This window comes from Qipengyuania sp. (assembly GCF_965277845.1).
Taxonomy (GTDB): Bacteria; Pseudomonadota; Alphaproteobacteria; order Sphingomonadales; family Sphingomonadaceae; genus Qipengyuania.
Genome location: NZ_OZ255844.1, coordinates 968360 through 988682, shown reverse-complemented (window position 1 = coordinate 988682; position 20323 = coordinate 968360). Strand labels below are relative to the sequence as shown.

Sequence of the window (20323 nt, the reverse complement as noted above, 5' to 3'; positions counted from 1 at the left end):
GTCGATCAGGCCGCCTTTTTCACCTCGGCAACGATTTTCCTCGCCGCATCGCCCAGATCGTCGGCGCTGACGATGGCGAGGCCCGAATTGTCGAGGATGGCCTTGCCTTCTTCGACATTGGTGCCTTCGAGACGCACGACCAGCGGAACCGAGAGCTTCACGTCCTTCGCCGCCTGGACGATACCATTGGCGATGACGTCGCACTTCATGATTCCGCCGAAGATGTTGACGAGGATGCCCTCGACCGCCGGGTCCTTGAGGATGATCTTGAACGCCGCGGTCACCTTCTCGGTGGTGGCGCCGCCGCCCACGTCGAGGAAATTCGCGGGGAAGGCGCCATTGAGCTTGATGATGTCCATCGTCGCCATGGCGAGCCCTGCGCCATTGACCATGCAGCCGATGTTACCGTCCAGCTTGATATAGGCGAGATCGTACTCGCTCGCCTCGACTTCGGCCGGGTCTTCCTCGGTCTCGTCGCGCAGCGCTTCGATGTCCTTGTGGCGGAACAGCGCGTTGCCGTCGAAGCTCATCTTGGTGTCGAGGACGAGCAGATTGCCGTCTTCGGTCTCGACCAGCGGGTTGATTTCGAGCATCTCGCAGTCGAGATCCATGAAAGCGGTGTAGAGCTGCTTGGCCAGCTTCTGCGCCTGCTTGTTGAGATCGCCCGTCAGCTTGAGCGCAAAGGCCACCGCGCGGCCGTGATGGGGCATGAAGCCCTGTGCCGGGTCGATCGTGATGGTGGTGATCTTCTCGGGGGTCGAATGCGCGACTTCCTCGATGTCCATGCCGCCTTCGGTCGAAACGATCATGGCGACGCGGCCGGTGGCGCGGTCGACCAGCATCGAGAGATAGTATTCCTCGGCGATATCGACGCCATCGGTGACATAGAGGCGGTTGACCTGCTTGCCTTCATCGCCGGTCTGCACGGTCACCAAAGTGTTGCCGAGCATTTCCTTGGCATTGGTTTCGACTTCTTCGATGCTCTTCGACAGACGCACGCCGCCCTTGGCATCGGGGCCGAGTTCCTTGAACTTGCCCTTGCCCCGGCCGCCTGCATGAATCTGTGCCTTCACGACGTAGAGAGGTCCGGGCAGCTGCTTGGCACCTTCGACCGCTTCCTCGACGGTCAGCGCGGCGTGTCCGGCGGGTATGCCGATGCCGTATTTCGCAAGCAGTTCCTTGGCCTGATATTCGTGAATGTTCATGGGAGGCTTCGTCCTTCGCGTGATGCGCGTGGGGGAAATGGAGTCGCGAGCGCCATAAGCATGTCTGGGCGCGCTTGAAAAGGCCCGCTTTCGCGTGCAGTGCGCTGCGATCCGCACATGATCGACAGTCAGCGCCTCGAATCCATCGTCTCCGAAGCCGGGAGGATCGCCTACGACCTGTGGCCGGGGGCGGGCAACGCGCTGGCTGCGTGGGAAAAGAAGCCGGGCGATCCGGTGTGCGAAGCCGACCTCGCGGTCGATGCTTTCCTCAAGCGCGAGCTGGGCGCACTGCTGCCTTCGGCCGGATGGCTTTCGGAAGAAACCGCCGACGATCCTTCGCGGCTCGGCAACGACCTCATCTGGCTGGTCGATCCGGTCGACGGGACGCGCGATTTCATTCGCGGGCGGACCGGCTGGGCGGTGTCGGTCGCGCTCATCAGCGGGGGCCGCCCGCTGATTGGAACCTTGTGCGCGCCCGCGCGCGGGGAGACCTGGCAAGCGGTTGCCGGACGGGGCGCCTTTCGCAACGGCAAAAAGCTCAGCGCCAGTACGCGGCGCGAATTTCCCGGATCGCGCGTTCCGGCCCACGCCCTGCCCAAGACCGACGCCGATCTTGTCACGGTCGACCAGCCCAATTCGATCGCGCTGCGAATCGCCATGGTCGCGGCCGACGAGGCGGATCTGGTCGCCACAGTCCGCTGGGGCTTCGAATGGGACATCGCCGCCGCCGGAATGATCGCGCGCGAGGCCGGCGCGGCGGTGAGCGATGCCTATGGCAACAAGCTCGACTACAACAAGCGCGACCCGCGGGCCTTCGGCGTGCTGGTCAGCGCGCCGGAGATTCACGGCGCCGCCGTCGAGCGGTTGGCGAAGAGGATTGGGTAGGATTTGCGTGCGTGCCGGACCTCCGTCCGGTCCTTGCTGTTCCGTCCCGCTCCCCCACCCGGCCACCCACGGCACGATACTGATTGGGTGGCCGGGTGGGGGAGCGGGACGGAACAGCCGCCAGGGAAGCGCGGATTCGCTTCCCGCCCGTAACAAAAAAGGGGCCGACCCGAAGGCCGGCCCCGTTTCGGTGCGATTTTCCCGAAGGGTCGGACGCTTAGTAGCCCTGCTGCTGGGCGGCCTGCACGTCCTGCTGGTCGAACGGAATGATCTTGATCTCGACACGGCGATTGAGCGGTTCGTTCACGTTGTCGCCTGTCTGCACCTTGAGGCGCGTTTCGCCGAAGCCCATCCAGCGGATGCGCGAGGAGCTTACGCCGCGCGAGATCAGGTAGTTCGCAACCGCCTGCGCGCGCTGTTCCGACAGGCGCTGGTTCGACTGCGCCGAGCCGACCGTGTCGGTATGGCCGTAAACGTCGACCAGGCTGTTGGGATATTGCGTCAGGCTGCTGGCCACGCGGTCGAGCAGGTCGCGGAAACCGGGCGTTATGGTGTAGCTGCCGGTGGCAAAGGTGACGCCGTCGGGCAGGTTGACGAGGATCGCTTCGCCGCCGTCCACTTCCGATACGTCGACTCCGGACCCTGCGGTCTGCTCCTCGAGCTCCTTGATCTGCTGGTCCATCCTGTAGCCGACCACGCCGCCGGCAACGCCGCCTGCGGCTGCGCCGATGATGCGGCCTGTCTTGCCGCCGATGACCCCGCCGAGCAGGCCGCCCGCTACCGCGCCGCCGACCCCGCCGAGCACGGTGCGCGACACCTTGCGTTCGCCGGTATTGGGATCGGTGACGCAGGCCGAAACGGTCAGCAGCGACACGGCGGCTAGGCTGGCGGTAAGAATGCGCGACTTCTTCATTTGAACTTCCCCATCATGTGTGGCCCCGGCCCTTGTCGGGACGGGTGCCGGGCGAGTGGTGCCGGACGCGCCCACCCGCGTCACAATTCCTCCAACCTCCGACGCGCATCGCCGTTCCAAGCGAGTGGCAGATAAGTTGCGCGAGGCGCTGGCAGCGCACGGCTTTTGTGCTAGCCGTTGGCGCGTGACACCCTTTCCCTGGACTGACCTGCTGATCATTGCGGGACTCATCGTGCTCAACGGCGTTTTCGCCATGAGCGAACTCGCCATCGTCTCCGCCCGGACCGCGCGGCTGCGCGCGGCCGCGCAACAGGGCAATCGCGGCGCTCAAGTGGCGCTCGAACTGGCGGCCGAACCGGGCAAGTTCCTTTCGACCGTGCAGATCGGCATCACGCTGATCGGTATCGTCGCCGGCGCCTATTCGGGCGCGAGCCTGGGCGGACCGGTGGGCGAGCGGCTGGCGGCGGTGGGCTTTCCGGCGAACTGGGCGGCCGAAGCGGGCTTTGCCACCGTCATCGCGGTGACGACCTATCTCAGCCTCGTAGTGGGCGAGCTGGTGCCCAAGCAGGTGGCGCTGCGCGCCGCCGCACCGATCGCGATCTACATGGCGCGCCCGATGGCGACGCTGGCGCGAATCGCCGCGCCGCTGGTGTGGCTGCTCGATGCATCATCTGGGCTGCTGATCCGCCTGCTCGGCGTGCGCCCGGCGGGCCAGAGCGCGGTCACCGCCGAAGAACTGCACATGCTGTTCGCCGAGGCGACGCGAAGCGGGGTGATCGAGCACGAACAGCACCAGATGCTGCAGGGTGTGGTCCGCCTCGCCCAACGCCCCGTGCGAGAACTGATGACGCCGCGCACCGAGGTCGACTGGATCGACATCGGTGCCGACGAGGATGCGATCCGCGCGGTGCTCGACGACAGCCCGCATTCGCTGCTCCCCGTCGCCGACGGATCGCCCGACAAGGTACTCGGCGTGGTCAAGATGCGCGACATCCTGACCCGTCTCGTCGCCAAGGAACCCGTCGATCTCGCCGCGCTTATGATCAAGACCGAGGTCGTGCCCGACCAGCTCGACGCGGTCGATGCGCTGCGCGTGCTGCAACAGGCCGAAGTCGCCATGGCGATGGTCCACGACGAATACGGCCATCTCGACGGGATCGTCACCCCGGTCGACCTGCTCACCGCGCTGGTGGGCGATTTCGTCAGCGACCAGGACGCGACCGACGGGCCGGGCATCATCGAGCGCGAGGATGGCAGCCTGCTGGTCTCCGGCTCGTTGTCGGCGGATGTCCTCGCCGACCGGCTGGCGATCGAATATGGCGAAGACCGCGAATTCGGCACCGCCGCCGGCTATGCGCTCCACGTGCTTAAACGCCTGCCGGGCGAAGGCGATTTCTTCACCGACCAGGGCTGGCGATTCGAGGTAATCGACATGGACGGCCGACGGATCGACAAGCTGCTGGTGAGCCGCGAGAGCGATGCCGTTCCAGGGCCGGAAGGGTAAGAAGAGAGGGGTTTTTGTTTTGGCCTCAAGCGCCGGCGGCCGCGTCCGCGGCCTTAGGCTTTCCTCGCTCATGCGGACTTCGTCCGCAGCGGGTGCAGCTTGCTGCACGTCTAGCGAGGACGAACCCGCGGAGGCGGGTTCGCAAAACAAAACCCCTTACCCGGGAATAACCGCGCTCGCGCTCGCACCGTCGCCTTCGGGGGCGGCGATGATGTCGCGGGTCACGGTGCCCTTGGCGACCGTCGCGGTGTCCGGATCGCCCACCGCGCTGCGGATGCCGGGGGCCGGCGTGCCGGCGCGTTCGAGCAGACTGGTTTCCACGTCGCTGCGCGCTTGCGGGCCGCCGAACAGCGCCTCGAGCGTCTGCGCGGCCGCGGTACCTTCGGCCGGACGCGGGGCGCCGGGCTGCGGAGGCACGAGGTTGAAATCGGGCGGAACCACCAGCGGCGCCTGACGCTGCACCGCGAACTCGTCGGGGCGGTCGCGACCCAGCAGGCCGCCGCTGCCGCAGGCTGCGGTCATGGCGCCGAGGCCGGCGATCAGGGCGATACGGGCGAATTGGGTCATTGCTTGCTCTCCGCGGCATCGGCCGCCTTGCTGTTCATGAGGCCGTCGACCTCTTGCTCATCCTTGTCGCGCATGAAGAAGGCACGCGCAAGGACGATGACTACGCCGATGGTGATAGCCGCATCGGCGACGTTGAAAATGAGGAAGGGACGGAAATCCCCGAAATGCAGGTCGGCAAAATCGACCACATAGCCATAATCGTAGCGGTCCTTGATATTGCCCAGCGCCCCGCCGAGGATCAGCGACAGCGCGAGGATATCGCCGAGCAGTTTCTCGCGCAGCATCCACACGGTCACGACCAGTGCGATCAGCGCGGTCACCAGCACCAGGCCCCAGCGCATCTCGGGACTGGTCGCTTCGAACATGCCCAGCGACACGCCGAAATTGCGGGTGAAGCGCAAGTCGAAGATCGGGAGCAATTCCATCGCCTCGCCCACCCGGTCGATGCCGAGCACCTTGGTGACGTAATTCTTGCTCCACTGGTCGGCGGCAAAGATCGCCAGCGCGACCACGCAGCCGATCAGGCGGTTTTTCAATACGGCGCTCATCGGGCGGCATCCCATTGTGCGACGACGGGTTCGCAGCGATCGCACAGATCGCCGTCTTCCTCGACGGATGGCAGCAGCCGCCAGCAGCGCCCGCATTTGCTTTCGTTTGTCCGCGTGACCGTCACCGTATCGCTATCGCCGCGCGTGACTGACGCGGTGATGAACAGTTCGGCCAGATCGGCGTCTGAAAAGCCCTCGGGCACCGCGGCGGCGGGCACGACCACGTCGGCCTCGAGCCCCGAGCGGATCACCTTGTCGCGCCGCAGGGGTTCGATCGCTTCCATAACGTCTTCGCGCAATTCGCGCAGCTTCGCCCAGCGCGCACCGTCGGCGCTCACCCCAGGGACCTGCGGCCATTCGAGCAGGTGGACGCTGCCGCCATCGGGATAGCGGGTCGACCAGACTTCTTCGGCGGTGAACACCAGCACCGGCGCGGCATAGCGAACCAGTGCGTGGAACAGGATGTCGAGCACGGTGCGATAGGCATTGCGCTTCACGCTGTCCGGCCCGTCGCAATAGAGCACGTCCTTGCGGATATCGAAATAGAAGGCCGACAAATCCTCGTTGCAGAAATCGACCAGCAGCCGGGTATAGGTGTTGAAGTCGTATTTCTCCGCCGCCGTGCGCAGCTTGCCGTCGAGATCGGCGAGCAGGGCGAGGACGTAGAGTTCGAGCTCGGGAACCTCGCCCATATCCCCCATGTCGCCGACGAAACCGTCGAGCGCGCCCAGCAGGTAGCGGAAGGTGTTGCGCAGCCGGCGATACTGATCGCCGGTACCCTTGAGGATCTCTTCGCCGATGCGGTGATCCTCGGTCGAATCCACGCTCAGCGCCCACAGGCGGATGATGTCCGCGCCATACTGTTCCATCACCTTGAGCGGATCGATGGTGTTGCCCAGGCTCTTCGACATCTTGCGCCCGTCACTGGCCATGGTGAAGCCGTGGGTCAGCACCTGGTCGTAGGGCGCACGGCCGCGCGTCGCGCAGCTTTCGAGCAGCGAGGACTGGAACCAGCCGCGATGCTGGTCGCTGCCTTCGAGATAGAGGTCGGCGGGCCATTTGAGCGCCGGCCAGCGCCCGCTTTCGAGCACGAAGGCATGCGTGCAGCCCGAATCGAACCACACATCGAGGATGTCGGTGACCATCTCGAATTCGTCTGGATCGTAATCGGACCCGAGGAATTCCGCCTTCCGGCTTTCGTCCCAGGCATCGACCCCTTCCTCGCGCACGGCATCGACCACGCGGGTGTTGACCCGAGGATCCTGCAGGTAGGAGCCATCCTGGCGGACGAACAGCGTGATCGGCACGCCCCAGGCGCGCTGACGTGACAGCACCCAGTCCGGGCGGCCCTCGACCATCGAGCCGATGCGGCGGCGGCCCTTTTCGGGAATGAATTCGACCCGTGCGATCTCGGCAGTGGCGATTTCGCGCAGCGTGCCGGACACGCCTTTGGCATGGCCGGTGCCTTCATCCTCGACGACCGGAGTCTTCGAAGGATCGAGCGGCCCATCGAGCGGCTTGTCCATCGGCACGAACCATTGCGGCGTGCAGCGGAAGATGACCTTGGCCTTCGAGCGCCACGAATGCGGGTAGGAGTGCTGGTAGTCGTCGCTTGCCGAGAGCAGCGCGCCTGCCTCGCGCAGGTCCGAACAGATCGGGCCTTCGGGCGCATTGAAGGGCTTGTTGATCACGCTGCGGCGGCGTTCGTCACTTCCGCCGAGCCACGGCCAGTCGTCGCGATAGCGCCCGTCGGCCATGACCGCGAATTGCGGCTCGATTCCGTGCTCGCGGCACAGCAGGAAATCGTCCTCGCCATGGTCGGGCGACATGTGGACGAGCCCGGTGCCGCTGTCGGTGGTGACGAAATCGCCCGGCAGGAACGGGCGCGGCTTGGCGTAGAACCCGCCTAGATCGTGCATCGGGTGGCGGGCGACGGTGCCAGCGAGGTCGGAGCCCTTCCATTTCCGTTGCACCGCTGCAATCAAACCAACGCGTTCGACGAAAGGTGCGACTAGATCGCTGGCTACGAGCATGATCGCAGCGTTGGCGATCTTCTCTTCTTTCGACATTTCTTCGAGGGGCAAATCGGCAGGCCAGACTAGAAGCTCGGAATACTCAACCTCAGGCCCATAGGCCAAAGCCTGGTTCACCGGGATCGTCCACGGCGTGGTGGTCCAGACCACCGCATGCGCGCCGACCAGTTCCGGAATCGGCGATTCCACGATCTCGAACGCCACGTCGATCTGGGTCGAGACGATATCCTCGTATTCGACCTCGGCCTCGGCCAGCGCGGTTTCCTCTACCGGGGACCACATCACCGGCTTCGAGCCGCGATAGAGATTGCCCGCCTCGGCGAACTTCATCAGCTCGGCGACGATGGTCGCTTCGGCGTCGAAATCCATGGTCAGATAGGGATCGTCCCAATCGCCCATGATGCCGAGCCGCTTGAGCTGGCCCTTCTGCACATCGACCCATTTCTGGGCATAGGCGCGGCATTCGGCGCGGAATTCCTTAGGCTCGACCTCGTTCTTGTTGCGCTTCTTCTTGCGGTACTGTTCCTCGACCTTCCATTCGATCGGCAGGCCGTGGCAGTCCCAGCCCGGCACATAGGGCGCGTCCTTGCCCATCAGGTTCTGCGTGCGGCAGACCATGTCCTTGAGCGTATGGTTGAGCGCGTGCCCGATATGCATGTCGCCATTGGCGTAGGGCGGGCCGTCATGCAGCACGAAAGTCTCGCGCCCGGCGCGCGCCTCGCGCAGCTGCCGGTAGAGCCCTTCCTCTTCCCAGCGCGCGGCAATCTTCGGCTCCTTTGCGGGGAGGCCGGCCTTCATGGGAAAATCGGTCTTGGGCAGGAAGACCGTGTCTCTGTAATCGCGCTTCTCGGACATAGAGGCGAGCCGTTAGGGCAATCCTGTCCCGCAATAAAGACTTTCGTCGCCCCTGCGCAGGCAGGGGCCCCGATAAGCTGGCGTCGGGCATGTCGGTAGCGTTAGCTGGACCCCTGCCAGCGCAGGGGTGACGGCTCAGAGGAGGAGGCGCCTCGCCTCGTCGCAATCCTTCTCCATCTGCGCGATCAGTGCGTCGAGCGTATCGAACTTCGCCTCGCCGCGCAGGAAGTGGTGGAAGGCGACTTCGATCTCCTGCCCGTAGAGATCGCCCGAGAAATCGAAGAAATAGGGTTCGAGCAATTCCTTGGGCGGGTCGAATTGCGGTCGCACACCGATATTGGCCGCGCCCTTGAGCTCCTGTCCGGTCGACAGGATGCGCCCGGTCACTGCATAGACGCCATATTTAGGGCGCAGGTAATGCTCGACCGGCAGGTTCGCCGTGGGATAGCCGATTTCGCGCCCGCGCTTGTCGCCATGCTGTACCACGCCGCGGATGGCGAAGGGTCGGGTGAGCAGGCGCGCGGCCTCCTGCGGATCGCCCTCGCGCAGCGCATCGCGCACCCGGCTGGAGGAGACCGGCTCGCCGCCATCCATGACAGGGGCGACCGCGCGCGCTTCGATGCCGATGTCTCTGCCCAGCTGCACGAGCTTTTCGAAATTGCCGCCGCGCGCCTTGCCGAAAGTGAAATCCTCGCCCGTGACGACACCGGCGACGCCGAGGTGGTCGCCGAGCAGCTTGCCGACGAAATCCTCTGCCGTTGTTCCGGCAAGCTCGCCGTCGAAGTGGAACACCAGCATCGCGGTAGCCCCGGCGGCGACGTAATGTTCCTGCCGCTGCTCTAGCGTAGTCAGCCGAAAGGGCGGGGCATCGGGTTTGAAATGACGGACCGGGTGCGGGTCGAAGGTGGCGATGATCGAGGGGCGGCCTTCCTCGCGCGCCCAACGGATCGCCTCGCCCGCCACCGCCTGGTGGCCGAGGTGGAAGCCGTCGAAATTGCCCAGCGCGATCACCGCGCCGCGCAAGCTTTCGGGTAGCGGTTCGCGATGATCGAGCCACCTCATCGGGGCACCAGCCCTTCGCCGATCACACGCAAGGCATTGCCCCCCATCGCCGCGCGTATCTCGTCTTCGGAGAAACCCTCGTCCATCAGCGCCTGCGTAACTTGCGTCAGCTGCGACGTATCGAAGCGCACGGTAACTGCGCCGTCATAGTCGCTGCCCAGCGCGACATGCTCGATCCCGACGAGGTCGCGAATATGCTTCATCGCCCTGGCGGCGGCGCGCGGCGAAGTATCGCACACCGCGCCTTCCCAATAGCCGACGCCGATGATCCCGCCGGTCGCCGCAACGCCGCGGATTTCTTCGTCGGTGAGATTGCGATTGACCTCGCAGGTCGCCTGCACGCCGCCATGGCTGGAAACCACCGGGCGCGTCGCCATGGCGAGCACTTCGGCGACGCACTGATGGCTGCAATGGGCGATGTCGACGATCATCCCCATGCGCTCCATCCGGCGGATCACATCGCGCCCCATCGGCGTGAGGCCGCCCTTCTCGATGCCATGCATCGATCCGGCGAGCTCATTGTCGAAAAAATGGGTGAGGCCCGCCATGCGCATGCCCGCCGCATAGAGCCTGTCGAGATTACCGGCATCGCCCTCGAGGCTATGGAGGCCTTCGGCGCTGAACAGGGCGCCGGTCGGCTGCTCTCCCTCGCGCCGTGCATCGAGCACCGCGTCGAGGGAAGCGGGATCGGTCACACGCGTCAGCATGCCGCCGGAATCGTCCGCGGCGCGCTTCAGCTTGGTCGCATGCCACAGCGAGCGCTCGAGCAGGCTGTTCCAGGTCCGCACCGGCTGCAGCTGGCCGATCGCGAGCAGGGTGATGTTGTCACTGTCGGCCCCGTTCGAATCGTAATTCTGGCCACGCGGGGTCTTGGTCACGCTGGAGAAGACCTGCAGTGCGACATGGCCCTGCCGGAGGCGCGGCAGGTCGACGTGGCCTCGGTCGGCGGGTTCGAGCACGTCGCGCTTCCACAGCAGCGTATCGGAATGCAGGTCCACGATATCGAGCGTCGCATGGAGCGCCTTCGCCTCGTCGGAAACCTCGATCAGCGGCTTGCCGTCGATCCGATTCATGTCGCGTTCGGCCATGCCCGGCGCGAGGACGAAAAACCCGGCGAGCGTCAGGAGGGTAAGCCCCAATAGGCCGTAGAGGAGCTTGCGCTTCATTCGGCCCGCTCCAGGGTCACGAAGCTGTAGGCGGGCCGCTCGCCCTTGCTGTCGAAATCCTCGCGCCCGACCACTTCCCATTCGGGGCCCAGCGGCTTCATGAAAGTATCGCCTTCGAACTCCGCGTGGATTTCGGTCAGTTCGATGCGATCGGCATGCTCCATGAACACATCATAGATTGCCGCGCCGCCGATGACCGCCACGTCGCCTTCGCCCGCCGCCGCGAGCGCTTCGTCGACCGAGCGCACGACTTCGGCGCCGGTCGAATCCCACCGCTCGCGGCGGGTGAGCACGATGTGGCGGCGACCCGGTAGCAGGCCCGGCAGGCTCTCGAAGGTCTTGCGGCCCATGATCATCGGGAGACCTTGATTCTCCCGGCCCATGGTCAGCGCCTTGAATCGCTTGAGATCGGCGGGCAGATGCCAGGGCAGCGCACCGTCCTTGCCGATGCAGCCATTCGCCGCACGCGCATAGATCAGGAACAGGCTCATCGCTCGAGCCGGGTCACATGGCCCATCTTGCGCCCTTCACGCACTCTGGCCTTGCCATAATCGTGCAGATGCGTGTCGGGCGTCTTCAGGTGATCCTGCGAGGCCTTGATCCCGGCCCCGATGATGTTGGTCATGGTCACCGTTCTCGCAAGCGTTGCCGTCTCACCCAGCGGCAGGCCCGCAACGGCGCGGATATGGTTTTCGAACTGGCTGGTGGTGGCGCCCTCGATGGTCCAGTGCCCCGAATTGTGCACGCGCGGTGCCATCTCGTTGAAGATCGGCCCTTCGTGGGTGGCGAAGAATTCGAGCGTCAGCACGCCGACATATTCGAGCGCATCGGCAACCTGCCGCGCCAGTTCGCGTGCCTCGCCGACTTGCGCCTCGATCAAGTCGCCGGAAGGCAGGGTGGAAGCGGCAAGGATGCCATCTTCATGCGTGTTGCGGGCGGAATCCCAGAAACGGATTTCCCCGTCCCTGCCGCGCACGAGAATGACCGAAAACTCGGCCTCGAATTCGACGAAACCTTCGTAGATCAGCGGCACGTCGGGCAAACGCAGTCCCTGGGCGTCGCGGTCAGAACCGATGCGCCACTGACCCTTACCGTCATAGCCGTCGCGCCGGGTCTTGAGGATGCCGGGCGCACCCAGCCGGTCTGCGGCAGCTTCGAGGTCGGCGCGCGAATCGACTCGCATATAGGCCGCCGGCCTGCCGCCGAGATCTTCGACGAAGCGCTTTTCGTTCAGCCGGTCCTGCGCGGTTTCGAGCGCGCGCGGGTGGGGGAAGATGCGACCCTCGGGCATGGCCCTCGCAGTAGCGACGGGGACGTTCTCGAACTCCCAGGTTACGACGTCGCACCTGGCGGCAAAGGCGGCGAGGGCGGCCTTATCGTCCCACTTGTTGACGAAGAGGTCTTCGCAGACCCCGCTGACGACATTGTCGCCTTCGGGCGCATAGGCGATGCAGCGATAGCCGAGTTGCGCGGCGCTCATCGCCATCATCCGGCCGAGCTGGCCGCCGCCGAGGATCCCGATCGTGCCCCCGCGCTTCAGCATCAGTCGACGGGACGTTCGGTTACCGCCGCGCTCCGCTCTGCGCGCCAGTCCTGGAGGCGCTGCGAAAGGCCGGTGTCGTGATTGGCCAGGATCGCTGCGGCGAGCAGGCCGGCATTGGTCGCGCCCGCCTTGCCGATGGCGAGCGTTCCCACCGGCACGCCCGCCGGCATCTGGACGATGGAAAGCAGGCTGTCCTGGCCCGAGAGCGCCTTGGACTGCACGGGGACGCCGAGCACGGGCAGGTGGGTGAGCGCCGCGATCATACCCGGAAGGTGCGCCGCGCCGCCCGCGCCTGCGATGATCACCTCGAGGCCCGCGTCCGCCGCGCCCTTGGCGAAATCGTACATGCGGTCGGGCGTGCGATGCGCGGAAACGATGCGCACATCGGTGTCGACGTCGAGCTCGTCGAGGACCTCCGCGGCGCAGCTCATGGTCTCCCAGTCGGACTGGCTGCCCATGACGATGGCGACCTTGGCGCTCATCTCAGGCTTCCTTCAGATAGTAACGCTCGCCCGACACCTGCGTGCCGTCGAACTCGTAGATGATGGGTTGACCGGTCGGGATTTCGAGGCCGGTGATCTCGTCGTCCGAGATGTTCGAGAGATGCTTGACCAGCGCGCGCAGCGAATTGCCGTGGGCGGAAATGATCACCGTTTCGCCCTTGCCCAGCTGCGGGAGGATCGCTTCCTCCCAATAGGGCAGCACGCGCTCGATCGTGAGCTTGAGGCTTTCGGTGCGCGGCACCTCGATCCCGGCATAGCGCGGGTCGCCGGACAGGTCGAACTCGCTGCCCGGTTCGAGCTCGGGCGGCGGCACGTCGAAGCTGCGGCGCCAGATATGCACCTGCTCGTCACCGTGCCTGTCGCGGGTTTCCTGCTTGTTGAGACCGGTCAGCCCGCCATAGTGGCGCTCGTTGAGGCGCCAGTCGCGCGTGACCGGTATCCACAACCGGTCGCAGGCCTCGAGAGCGATGTTGAGCGTCTTGATCGCGCGCTTCTGGACGCTGGTGAAGGACACGGTGGGCAGCACGCCCTTGGCTTTCATCAGCTCGCCGGCCTCGCGCGCTTCGGCCACGCCTTTTTCGGTCAGGTCGACATCCCACCAGCCGGTGAAGCGGTTCGCGAGGTTCCACTCGCTCTGGCCGTGACGGACGAGGATAAGCTTCGACATTGGCACTCCGTTTTCGTTGCGTGCGGTCCGGACCTGCGTCCGTCCCTTGCTGCACCGGCCCACTCCCCCGCCCGGCCACCCACGGCACTATCCTCGAATGGGTGGCCGGGCGGGGGAGTGGGCTGGCACGGGTCCTCGCGCTGGCGAAAAAACAATGAGCAAGGCGCGTTAGCCGCCTGCATCGTCCTTGGAAAGACCTTGCTCATCCGATTCGCGGATTTCGCGTGCCTGGCCCTTGCGGCGGCGCAGGTTCTCGCGAAGTTTCGCAGCGAGGCGTTCTTCGCGGCTCATTTTGTCGTTTTTGCTTCCCATGGCGCAAGCTTTCGCCAATTTTGCCGCGCGGCTCAAGCGGAGGTTGACTTATCCTCCATGTCTGCCAATAGCGCCCGCCTCCACCCCGCGAGCCTTCTCGCGGCGACATGTGCTGCTGTAGCTCAGTGGTAGAGCGCACCCTTGGTAAGGGTGAGGCCGGGAGTTCAATCCTCCCCAGCAGCACCATTTTTCGAAGAAAAATGGATTCCTTGTTTTTCGCACCGACATCCGTCGGCGCGTCCTCGCTATGCGTGCAGCAAGCTGCACCCGCGGCGGGCGGGCGGTCGCCCTTGCCGGGCCTATCTCGGCCCGGATCGCGTGCCTCCCTGAGGGTTTGCGATAGTCTCCGAGCCGTCAGGCGAGGCAAGCGCGACTGCGCGCCCGCAGCGACGCGACCGCAAGGTCGCATGAGCGAGGATAGCCTAAGGCCGCGGACGCGGCCGCCGGCGACCGAGGCTAAACAAGAACCGCATCCGCGGCGAAGACTACGTACTCCTCTCCGCCCTATCCTTGGCATTCGTGCCCTTGATCATCGCGCGCATCGCTTCCCATTGCTCGTCGCCCATGTCCTTGAGCGCGGCGTAGAAGTTGCCGCCATGCGCCTGGAAGCCGCCGCCGTCGATAGCGATCGTCTGGCCGTTCACCCAATCCGCGCCCGGCCCCATCAGGAACACCGCGAGATTGGCGATTTCGTGCATTTCGCCATGGCGGCCCATCGGATTCATCTCGTCGTGCGAATTGCCACCGCGCCCTCCCGGCGACAGGCGCGCGCTCATGCCGTCCGTGGGAAACAGGCCCGGGGCGATGGCATTGAAGCGCAGGCCGTAGCGTCCCCATTCGACCGCCAGGCTCTGCGTCATCGCGTTGAGACCCGCCTTGCTCATCGCGCTAGGCACCACGAAAGGCCCGCCGTTCCATATCCAGGTGGTGAGAATCGACAGGAAACTGGCCTTGCGACCCTCCTCGATCAGCCGCTTGCCCACATCGAGCGTGACGTAGAAACTGCCACGAAAGACGATGTCGCTGATCGCGTTGAAGCCATTGACCGACAGATCCTCGGTGCGGCTGATGAAATTGCCTGCGGCATTGTTGACCACGCCGGTCAGCGGGCCGTGCCTCCAGATCGCGTCGACCATTTCGTGAATCGCATCGGGATCGCGAATGTCGCAGGCATGGCCCACGACTGTGCCGCCGTGGCGGTCGGCCAGCTCCATGGCGGCTTGGTCGAGCTTGCCCTGCCGCCTCCCGCAGATATGCACTTCGGCGCCAAGCTTGAGGAAGGCTTCGGCCATCTCGCGTCCCAGGCCCGTGCCCCCGCCGGTAACCAGGATCCGCTCGCCCTCCATCAGCCCGTCGCGGAACATCAGTTTCGAAATATCCATCGCTCTCCCCTTTCTCGGCTTCCGGCATAGCGCAGGAAGGGCGCGATACCAGATTGAATCACCGGGCTGTATTGCCTAGCTACGACGCTATGGACGATGCCGAAGACCTCAATCCGCTCGACCCCGCATACAAATCGATGCTGCGCCTGCAGTTGGCGATTGCCGCGCTCGTCGTGCTCGCGGCGGCCACGATTGCCGAGGTGGCGATACCGGGATGGACCGGCGCGGTGTGGATTCCCGCGCTGCTGCTGACCGGTTATGTGCTGATCCGTGTGCCGCTGCGGCGGTACCATGCGACCGGCTTTTCGCTCGCGGAGGAACGGCTGCGGGTCGTACGCGGAATTTTCTTCCGCGCCGATACGGTCGTCCCCTTCGGTCGGGTCCAGCATATCGACGTCGGCCAGGGGCCGCTCGAGCGGGTCTTCGGACTGTCCACCCTGACCGTGCATACCGCAGGAACGCACAATGCTTCGGTGTCCTTGCCGGGGCTGAGGCATGAAGACGCGACCGCCATGCGCGAGGATATCCGCGCCGCGATCAGGCGCGACACGCGGTGAGCGAGAGCGCCGACCACACGCCGCGCCGTACCGATCCACGCACCTTCGCGGTGCGCGCCGTTTCGCTTCTTTCGCAGCTTGTCCTGCCCATTCTGGTCGGCGGATACGCCATACTCGACGATGGCAATCTGGCCGATTTGATCGTGTTCTTCCTGCCGCTGGTCCTCGCCGTGGTGGGGGCGAATATCCTCTTAGCCTATCTGCGCTGGAGCCGCCTGACCTATGCGGTGGGCGAAGCCGATATCCGGGTCGAGAGCGGCGTGCTGTCGCGCGCGGCCCGCTCGGTTCCCTATGAGCGCATCCAGGACGTCAGCCTCGAACAGAAGGTGGTGCCGCGCCTGTTCGGCCTGGTCGAGGTCAAGTTCGAAACCGGCGCAGGAGGCGGCGACGATTTGACGCTGGCCTATCTGCCCGAAAGCGAAGGCGAGCGCCTGCGCGAGCTGGTCCGCAGCAGGCGCGAGGGGACCACGCTGCAGCCGTCGGATCCGGACACACCCTTACCGACGGACAGCAGCCGGCTGCTCTTTGCCATGTCGCCACGGCGCGTCGTCACCTTCGGCCTGTTCGAATTCTCGCTCGCGGTCGTGGCGGTCGTGGCCGGCTTCGTCAGCCAGTTCGATTTCCTCCTGCCCTTCGAGCTGTGGGACTGGAACGCGTGGCGCGAGCAGCTGGCGGGTCCGGAGCAATGGCTGGCGGGCATGGGCTTCCTCGCGCAGATTATCGGCGGCGTATTCGCCGTCGGCTCGCTCCTGCTGGTCGGCGTTGTCACCGGCATCGTGCGCACCGCGCTGCGCGAATGGAACTTCCGGCTCGAGCGGACCGACAAGGGGCTGCGGCGAAGGCGCGGGATGATCACGCGGACCGATCTCGTCATGCCGGTGCATCGGGTTCAGGCTCTGCGCGTCAGGACCGGCCTCGTCCGGCGCCTGTTCGGCTGGCATGCGCTCAAGGTGGTGAGCCTTGCCGGCGACAGCGGCTCGGCCAACCACGAAGCGGTGCCCTTCGCGCAGATGGAGGAGATTGCGCCGGTCGTCGCCGAAACCGGCTTTGCGCTCCCCGAAGAGACTGTCGAATGGCGCCGCGCCATGCCCGCCTACCGGATCGACAACTTCCTGATCGGATTTGTCTTCATGCTCGCGATTTCGGCGGTGGCCCTTGCCTTTGGCCGCGGATTTCTTGCACTGTTGCCGGTACTGATCGGCGGCACCTGGATGGGGTTGCACGAGTTTCTGGCCTGGCGCTGGGGCTGGCATGCGCTCGGCGAGCGGCAGCTTTACACGCGGCGGGGCTGGTTCGCGCCGGACCTCTCGATCGCCTCGCGCCACAAGCTGCAGTCGGTCGAAATCGTCCGCAATCCGCTCGCGCGGCTGCGCGGCTATGCCGATCTCCGGTTTGGGCTGGCGGGAGGGCGCTTGCGCATCCGCGGCCTGCCGCTGAGCGAGGCCCGGCGGATTCGCGATGCGGTGCTCAGCAGCATGGCCGAGCAGGATTTTTCCGCTGTCGTCGACGACGCCGGAAGCGTGGCCTAGCCGCGCAAATCCGCCCAATCGGGGTGGCGATCGAACTGCGCTGCCACGTAGGAACAGCTCGGGATGATGGTGAACCCGTCGCTGCGCGCATCCTCTATCAGAGCGTCGACGAGACGCGCGGCGATTCCGCGACCGCGCATTTGCGGTGGTACGATCGTATGTTCGGCATCGCGCGCGCCATCGCGCAGTGTCCAGGTCAGCTTGCCCAATTCTGCGCCATCGCCGTCCCTGGCGAGGTATGCGCCATGGTCGCCCTGGTTGCGGCGTTCGATTTCGATCTGGCCCGGTTTCATCGGCTGCAGCTTTCCTTCCTGTGCAAGCAATGCTCCGGCGGTTAAGGGCGTTCCGATGCAGTTCCTTTCCGACAATGCCGCCGCCGTGCACCCGGCCGTCTGGGATGCGCTGAAAGCAGCGGATTCGCCCGATTCGCCTTATGATGGGGATGCGCTCAGCGCCGCGCTCGACGAACGGTTTTCGCAGGTTTTCGACAAACCTTGCGCGGTGCTGTGGGCGGCAACCGGCACGGCGGCGAACTGCCTTGCGCTCGCCACCATGGTCCAGCCGCATGGTGCGGTTGTGTGCCATGAAGAGGCGCATATCGAAATGGACGAGTGCGGCGCGCCGGGGTTCTACCTGCACGGCGCCAAGCTGATCCTGGCCAAGGGCGAGGGTGCCAAGCTGACGCCCGAGACGATCCGCGCAGCGATCGACCCGATCCGCGATGACGTTCACCAGGTCCAGCCGCACGCAATCTCGATCACGCAGGCGAGCGAATATGGTCGCAGCTACCGGCCTGCAGAAGTGGCGGTGATTGCCCAGCTGGCGCGTGAGCGCGGGCTCGGCCTGCACATGGACGGCGCGCGGTTCGCCAATGCGGCCGCGTTTCTGGACTGTGCGCCGGCGCAGGTGGCCGGACCGGTCGATGCGCTCAGCTTCGGATTCATCAAGAACGGCGCGATGAGTGCCGAGGCGATCGTGTTGTTTGACGAGCAGCTGGCCGATGTCGCGCGCTACCGGCGCAAGCGGGCAGGGCACCTCCAGTCGAAGGGTCGCTTTCTTGCCGCGCAGCTTCATGCGATGCTCGATGGCGATGTCTGGCTCGAGAATGCCCGCCACGCCAATGCCGCCGCGCAGCAAATCGCCGGGGCCTGCAATGGACGGTTGATGCATCCGGTCGAGGCCAACGAATTGTTCGTGCACTGCACCAATTCGGAGCGCGAGACGCTGCGTTCCCAGGGCTTCGGCTTCTATGATTGGGGCGAGGATGCTGCACGTTTCGTCACTGCGTGGAACACGCGCGACGAGGATGCGGTAGCCCTTGCGAAGGCGATTGCCGAATTATGAAGGTGCCGGCCGAGGCGGAAAGTCTGTTCACACCGCGCAATTTCGCCGCCTTCCTGTTGGTCAGCCTGATCTGGGGCGGGACCTGGCTGGTGATCCGCGACCAGATCGCCAGCGTCCCGGCAAGCTGGTCGATCTCCTATCGCTTCATGGTCGCCGCGCTTGGCATGTTCGCGCTCGCCGCGCTGCGCCGGGAGCCGCTGCATCTGGGGCGGGGCGGATTGCGCTGGGCGCTGCTGCTCGGCCTGTTCCAATTCACGCTCAACTTCGGCTTCGTCTACAATGCCGAAGGTTACATTACCTCGGGCCTGGTCGCGGTGATGTTCGCACTGCTCGTCGTGCCCAATGCGATCTTCGGGCGGATTTTCCTTGGCCAGCCGATCACCGGCGCCTTCGTGCTCGGCTCTGCGATCGCGGCGCTCGGCGTCGCTTTGCTTTTCGCGCATGAATGGCGCTCCTCGCCCGCGACTTTGGAGGACGTCTTGCTCGGTGCGGCGCTGACCGTTGGCGGCATCCTGTCGGCCAGCGCGGCCAATATCACACAGGCGATGGACGGCGCGAAGAAGCAGCCCTTTCTCGCGCTGCTTGCCTGGTCGATGACCGTGGGTGTGGCGATCAATACCGCTTATGCCCTGGCGATAGACGGACCCCCGCAGTTCGATCCCCGGCCATCCTATACGCTTGGGATCCTCTACCTGGGGCTCGCCGGTTCGGTCGTCACCTTTCCGCTCTATTACGGCCTCGTACGCAAGGTGGGGGCGGGGCAGGCAGCCTACAGCTCGGTCATCGTGCCGATCGTGGCAATGGTGCTCTCGACGCTGTTCGAAGGCTTCGAATGGGGGCTGCTGCCCGCTGCGGGTGCGGTCATCACGCTGGTCGGCATGGTCGTTGCCATGCGCGGCCGCGCAAGTGCCCCACCACGGCGCGCTACGCCCGAGCCTTAAGCGCGGCGAGCCCTTCGCGATATGTGGGAAAGCTCGGCGCCCAGCCGAGGACGCGCTTGGCCTTGCCGTTTGCGACGCGGCGGTTCTCCGCATAGAAACCGCGCGCCATCGGCGAAAGGTTGGCTTCCTCGATGGACTGCAACGGCGGCGGCGCGATGCCGAGCAGGCGGCAGGCCTCCTCGATCACGGCGTTCTGGCTGGTCGGGAGATCGTCGGATAGATTGTAGGGCCCCGGCGGCGCATCGGTTTCGATCGCTGCCACGACGCCCGCGACGATATCATCGACATGCACGCGGCTGAAGACCTGCCCCGGCAGATCGATCCGGTGCGCCTTGTCCGCCTCGACCCGCTCCAGCGCGCTTCGCCCTGGGCCGTATATGCCGGGAAGGCGGAACACGCGCGCGCCTACGTCGAGCCAGCGCGCATCGCACTGCGCTCGGGCCGTGCGCCTGCCGCCTCCAATGGGCGATGATTCGTCGACCCACGCGCCTTGCGCGTCGCCATAGACACCGGTGGAGGAGAGGTAGCCGAGCCATTTGTGGCTAAGCGCGTCGCCGTATTCATCCAATACCGCATCGCTGCCGTCCGATGGCGGGACCGAGCTTAGCACGTGGCTCGCGTCGGCCAGTGCTGCGCCCACCGCGTCCGCGTCGGAAAAGTCGAGATTGCCCGCGCTACCCGTTGCATCCACATGCCAGCCGCGGCCACGCATCTCTTGCGCAAAACGCCCCGCCGTGTAGCCGAGACCGAAGATGAACAATCGGGCCATCGGAGCGTATTAGCCGGTGATCCCGCAATTGACAGGAA

General features: G+C 65.4%; 21 protein-coding genes and 1 tRNA gene. 7 read left to right on the top strand and 15 right to left on the bottom strand.

Going from position 1 to position 20323, the window contains the following annotated elements:
• Positions 1 to 5: 5 nt before the first annotated feature.
• Positions 6 to 1205: an ADP-forming succinate--CoA ligase subunit beta gene (sucC, locus tag ACQY4G_RS04845; RefSeq protein WP_421993390.1), complete on the bottom strand. Its 1200-nt coding sequence runs from the start codon at positions 1203 to 1205 to the stop codon at positions 6 to 8.
• 117 nt (positions 1206 to 1322) lie between these two features.
• Between sucC and ACQY4G_RS04840 the strand changes: the two genes are divergently transcribed.
• The gene (locus ACQY4G_RS04840; RefSeq protein ID WP_421993388.1) at positions 1323 to 2090 is read left to right on the top strand and encodes a 3'(2'),5'-bisphosphate nucleotidase CysQ; all 768 of its coding nucleotides are present in this window, start codon (positions 1323 to 1325) and stop codon (positions 2088 to 2090) included.
• 217 nt (positions 2091 to 2307) lie between these two features.
• On the opposite strand, the gene ACQY4G_RS04835 is transcribed toward ACQY4G_RS04840, so the two are convergent.
• The gene (locus ACQY4G_RS04835) at positions 2308 to 3003 is read right to left on the bottom strand and encodes an OmpA family protein (RefSeq protein ID WP_067691926.1); all 696 of its coding nucleotides are present in this window, start codon (positions 3001 to 3003) and stop codon (positions 2308 to 2310) included.
• A gap of 184 nt (positions 3004 to 3187) precedes the next feature.
• Here ACQY4G_RS04835 and ACQY4G_RS04830 point away from each other — a divergent pair, with 184 nt between their 5' ends.
• Positions 3188 to 4507, top strand: a complete 1320-nt coding sequence (locus ACQY4G_RS04830; RefSeq protein ID WP_421993560.1) for a hemolysin family protein — start codon at positions 3188 to 3190, stop codon at positions 4505 to 4507.
• A 156-nt stretch (positions 4508 to 4663) separates the two neighbouring features.
• Here ACQY4G_RS04830 and ACQY4G_RS04825 read toward each other — a convergent pair whose 3' ends face one another.
• From ACQY4G_RS04825 to ACQY4G_RS04780, 10 genes are all read right to left on the bottom strand, one after another.
• Positions 4664 to 5074: a DUF3035 domain-containing protein gene (locus ACQY4G_RS04825; RefSeq protein WP_291168270.1), complete on the bottom strand. Its 411-nt coding sequence runs from the start codon at positions 5072 to 5074 to the stop codon at positions 4664 to 4666.
• A complete protein-coding gene (gene lspA, locus ACQY4G_RS04820; protein WP_291168268.1) occupies positions 5071 to 5622 on the bottom strand; it encodes a signal peptidase II in 552 nt (183 codons plus the stop codon). The genes ACQY4G_RS04825 and lspA overlap by 4 nt, the downstream gene beginning before the upstream one ends.
• On the bottom strand, positions 5619 to 8510 hold the full coding sequence (ileS, locus tag ACQY4G_RS04815) for an isoleucine--tRNA ligase (protein WP_421993386.1): 2892 nt from the start codon (positions 8508 to 8510) through the stop codon (positions 5619 to 5621). The genes lspA and ileS overlap by 4 nt, the downstream gene beginning before the upstream one ends.
• 135 nt (positions 8511 to 8645) lie before the next feature.
• Entirely contained in the window at positions 8646 to 9572 is a 927-nt protein-coding gene (locus ACQY4G_RS04810) for a bifunctional riboflavin kinase/FAD synthetase (RefSeq protein WP_421993384.1), read from the bottom strand.
• On the bottom strand, positions 9569 to 10738 hold the full coding sequence (locus tag ACQY4G_RS04805; protein WP_421993382.1) for a dipeptidase: 1170 nt from the start codon (positions 10736 to 10738) through the stop codon (positions 9569 to 9571). Before ACQY4G_RS04805 ends, ACQY4G_RS04810 begins: the two co-directional genes overlap by 4 nt.
• The gene (locus tag ACQY4G_RS04800) at positions 10735 to 11229 is read right to left on the bottom strand and encodes a dihydrofolate reductase (RefSeq protein WP_291168260.1); all 495 of its coding nucleotides are present in this window, start codon (positions 11227 to 11229) and stop codon (positions 10735 to 10737) included. Before ACQY4G_RS04800 ends, ACQY4G_RS04805 begins: the two co-directional genes overlap by 4 nt.
• The gene (locus ACQY4G_RS04795; RefSeq protein ID WP_421993380.1) at positions 11226 to 12281 is read right to left on the bottom strand and encodes a 5-(carboxyamino)imidazole ribonucleotide synthase; all 1056 of its coding nucleotides are present in this window, start codon (positions 12279 to 12281) and stop codon (positions 11226 to 11228) included. The genes ACQY4G_RS04800 and ACQY4G_RS04795 overlap by 4 nt, the downstream gene beginning before the upstream one ends.
• Positions 12281 to 12763: a 5-(carboxyamino)imidazole ribonucleotide mutase gene (gene purE / locus ACQY4G_RS04790; RefSeq protein ID WP_421993378.1), complete on the bottom strand. Its 483-nt coding sequence runs from the start codon at positions 12761 to 12763 to the stop codon at positions 12281 to 12283. The genes ACQY4G_RS04795 and purE overlap by 1 nt, the downstream gene beginning before the upstream one ends.
• Before the next feature lies 1 nt (position 12764).
• Positions 12765 to 13451: a 2,3-diphosphoglycerate-dependent phosphoglycerate mutase gene (gene gpmA, locus ACQY4G_RS04785; protein WP_291168255.1), complete on the bottom strand. Its 687-nt coding sequence runs from the start codon at positions 13449 to 13451 to the stop codon at positions 12765 to 12767.
• A 168-nt stretch (positions 13452 to 13619) separates the two neighbouring features.
• Complete coding sequence (locus ACQY4G_RS04780; RefSeq protein ID WP_421993376.1) at positions 13620 to 13742, bottom strand: hypothetical protein; 123 nt, start codon at positions 13740 to 13742, stop codon at positions 13620 to 13622.
• Positions 13743 to 13874: 132 nt separating this feature from the next.
• Here ACQY4G_RS04780 and ACQY4G_RS04775 point away from each other — a divergent pair.
• Positions 13875 to 13949: transfer RNA gene (locus tag ACQY4G_RS04775), tRNA-Thr, on the top strand.
• Positions 13950 to 14248: 299 nt separating this feature from the next.
• Here ACQY4G_RS04775 and ACQY4G_RS04770 read toward each other — a convergent pair.
• Entirely contained in the window at positions 14249 to 15145 is an 897-nt protein-coding gene (locus ACQY4G_RS04770; RefSeq protein ID WP_421993374.1) for an SDR family oxidoreductase, read from the bottom strand.
• An 89-nt stretch (positions 15146 to 15234) separates the two neighbouring features.
• On the opposite strand from ACQY4G_RS04770, the gene ACQY4G_RS04765 reads away from it, so the two are divergent.
• Positions 15235 to 15702 (top strand): PH domain-containing protein, encoded by a 468-nt coding sequence (locus ACQY4G_RS04765; protein WP_421993372.1) that lies wholly within the window; start codon positions 15235 to 15237, stop codon positions 15700 to 15702.
• Entirely contained in the window at positions 15699 to 17231 is a 1533-nt protein-coding gene (locus ACQY4G_RS04760) for a PH domain-containing protein (protein WP_421993370.1), read from the top strand. Before ACQY4G_RS04765 ends, ACQY4G_RS04760 begins: the two co-directional genes overlap by 4 nt.
• Here the strand turns inward: ACQY4G_RS04760 and ACQY4G_RS04755 are convergent.
• The gene (locus tag ACQY4G_RS04755; protein WP_291179129.1) at positions 17228 to 17524 is read right to left on the bottom strand and encodes a GNAT family N-acetyltransferase; all 297 of its coding nucleotides are present in this window, start codon (positions 17522 to 17524) and stop codon (positions 17228 to 17230) included. The genes ACQY4G_RS04760 and ACQY4G_RS04755 overlap by 4 nt on opposite strands.
• A gap of 55 nt (positions 17525 to 17579) precedes the next feature.
• Here ACQY4G_RS04755 and ACQY4G_RS04750 point away from each other — a divergent pair, with 55 nt between their 5' ends.
• Both ACQY4G_RS04750 and ACQY4G_RS04745 read left to right on the top strand, forming a co-directional pair.
• A complete protein-coding gene (locus ACQY4G_RS04750; RefSeq protein WP_421993368.1) occupies positions 17580 to 18575 on the top strand; it encodes a threonine aldolase family protein in 996 nt (331 codons plus the stop codon).
• On the top strand, positions 18572 to 19516 hold the full coding sequence (locus ACQY4G_RS04745; protein WP_421993366.1) for a DMT family transporter: 945 nt from the start codon (positions 18572 to 18574) through the stop codon (positions 19514 to 19516). Before ACQY4G_RS04750 ends, ACQY4G_RS04745 begins: the two co-directional genes overlap by 4 nt.
• On the opposite strand, the gene ACQY4G_RS04740 is transcribed toward ACQY4G_RS04745, so the two are convergent.
• On the bottom strand, positions 19500 to 20285 hold the full coding sequence (locus tag ACQY4G_RS04740; RefSeq protein ID WP_421993364.1) for an SDR family NAD(P)-dependent oxidoreductase: 786 nt from the start codon (positions 20283 to 20285) through the stop codon (positions 19500 to 19502). The genes ACQY4G_RS04745 and ACQY4G_RS04740 overlap by 17 nt on opposite strands.
• Between the last annotated feature and the right edge of the window lie 38 nt (positions 20286 to 20323).

What these genes read in the sequence shown, in the direction of transcription:
- ACQY4G_RS04765 (WP_421993372.1), top strand. Translation starts at nt 15,235, where the DNA reads ATGGACGATGCCGAAGACCTCAATCCGCTCGACCCCGCATACAAATCG.
- ACQY4G_RS04755 (WP_291179129.1), bottom strand. Translation starts at nt 17,524, where the DNA reads ATGAAACCGGGCCAGATCGAAATCGAACGCCGCAACCAGGGCGACCAT.
- lspA (WP_291168268.1), bottom strand. Translation starts at nt 5,622, where the DNA reads ATGAGCGCCGTATTGAAAAACCGCCTGATCGGCTGCGTGGTCGCGCTG.
- sucC (WP_421993390.1), bottom strand. Translation starts at nt 1,205, where the DNA reads ATGAACATTCACGAATATCAGGCCAAGGAACTGCTTGCGAAATACGGC.
- purE (WP_421993378.1), bottom strand. Translation starts at nt 12,763, where the DNA reads ATGAGCGCCAAGGTCGCCATCGTCATGGGCAGCCAGTCCGACTGGGAG.
- ACQY4G_RS04770 (WP_421993374.1), bottom strand. Translation starts at nt 15,145, where the DNA reads ATGGATATTTCGAAACTGATGTTCCGCGACGGGCTGATGGAGGGCGAG.
- ACQY4G_RS04835 (WP_067691926.1), bottom strand. Translation starts at nt 3,003, where the DNA reads ATGAAGAAGTCGCGCATTCTTACCGCCAGCCTAGCCGCCGTGTCGCTG.
- ACQY4G_RS04740 (WP_421993364.1), bottom strand. Translation starts at nt 20,285, where the DNA reads ATGGCCCGATTGTTCATCTTCGGTCTCGGCTACACGGCGGGGCGTTTT.
- ACQY4G_RS04840 (WP_421993388.1), top strand. Translation starts at nt 1,323, where the DNA reads ATGATCGACAGTCAGCGCCTCGAATCCATCGTCTCCGAAGCCGGGAGG.
- ACQY4G_RS04780 (WP_421993376.1), bottom strand. Translation starts at nt 13,742, where the DNA reads ATGAGCCGCGAAGAACGCCTCGCTGCGAAACTTCGCGAGAACCTGCGC.
- ACQY4G_RS04750 (WP_421993368.1), top strand. Translation starts at nt 17,580, where the DNA reads ATGCAGTTCCTTTCCGACAATGCCGCCGCCGTGCACCCGGCCGTCTGG.
- ACQY4G_RS04795 (WP_421993380.1), bottom strand. Translation starts at nt 12,281, where the DNA reads ATGCTGAAGCGCGGGGGCACGATCGGGATCCTCGGCGGCGGCCAGCTC.
- ACQY4G_RS04805 (WP_421993382.1), bottom strand. Translation starts at nt 10,738, where the DNA reads ATGAAGCGCAAGCTCCTCTACGGCCTATTGGGGCTTACCCTCCTGACG.
- ACQY4G_RS04810 (WP_421993384.1), bottom strand. Translation starts at nt 9,572, where the DNA reads ATGAGGTGGCTCGATCATCGCGAACCGCTACCCGAAAGCTTGCGCGGC.
- ACQY4G_RS04825 (WP_291168270.1), bottom strand. Translation starts at nt 5,074, where the DNA reads ATGACCCAATTCGCCCGTATCGCCCTGATCGCCGGCCTCGGCGCCATG.
- gpmA (WP_291168255.1), bottom strand. Translation starts at nt 13,451, where the DNA reads ATGTCGAAGCTTATCCTCGTCCGTCACGGCCAGAGCGAGTGGAACCTC.
- ACQY4G_RS04800 (WP_291168260.1), bottom strand. Translation starts at nt 11,229, where the DNA reads ATGAGCCTGTTCCTGATCTATGCGCGTGCGGCGAATGGCTGCATCGGC.
- ileS (WP_421993386.1), bottom strand. Translation starts at nt 8,510, where the DNA reads ATGTCCGAGAAGCGCGATTACAGAGACACGGTCTTCCTGCCCAAGACC.
- ACQY4G_RS04745 (WP_421993366.1), top strand. Translation starts at nt 18,572, where the DNA reads ATGAAGGTGCCGGCCGAGGCGGAAAGTCTGTTCACACCGCGCAATTTC.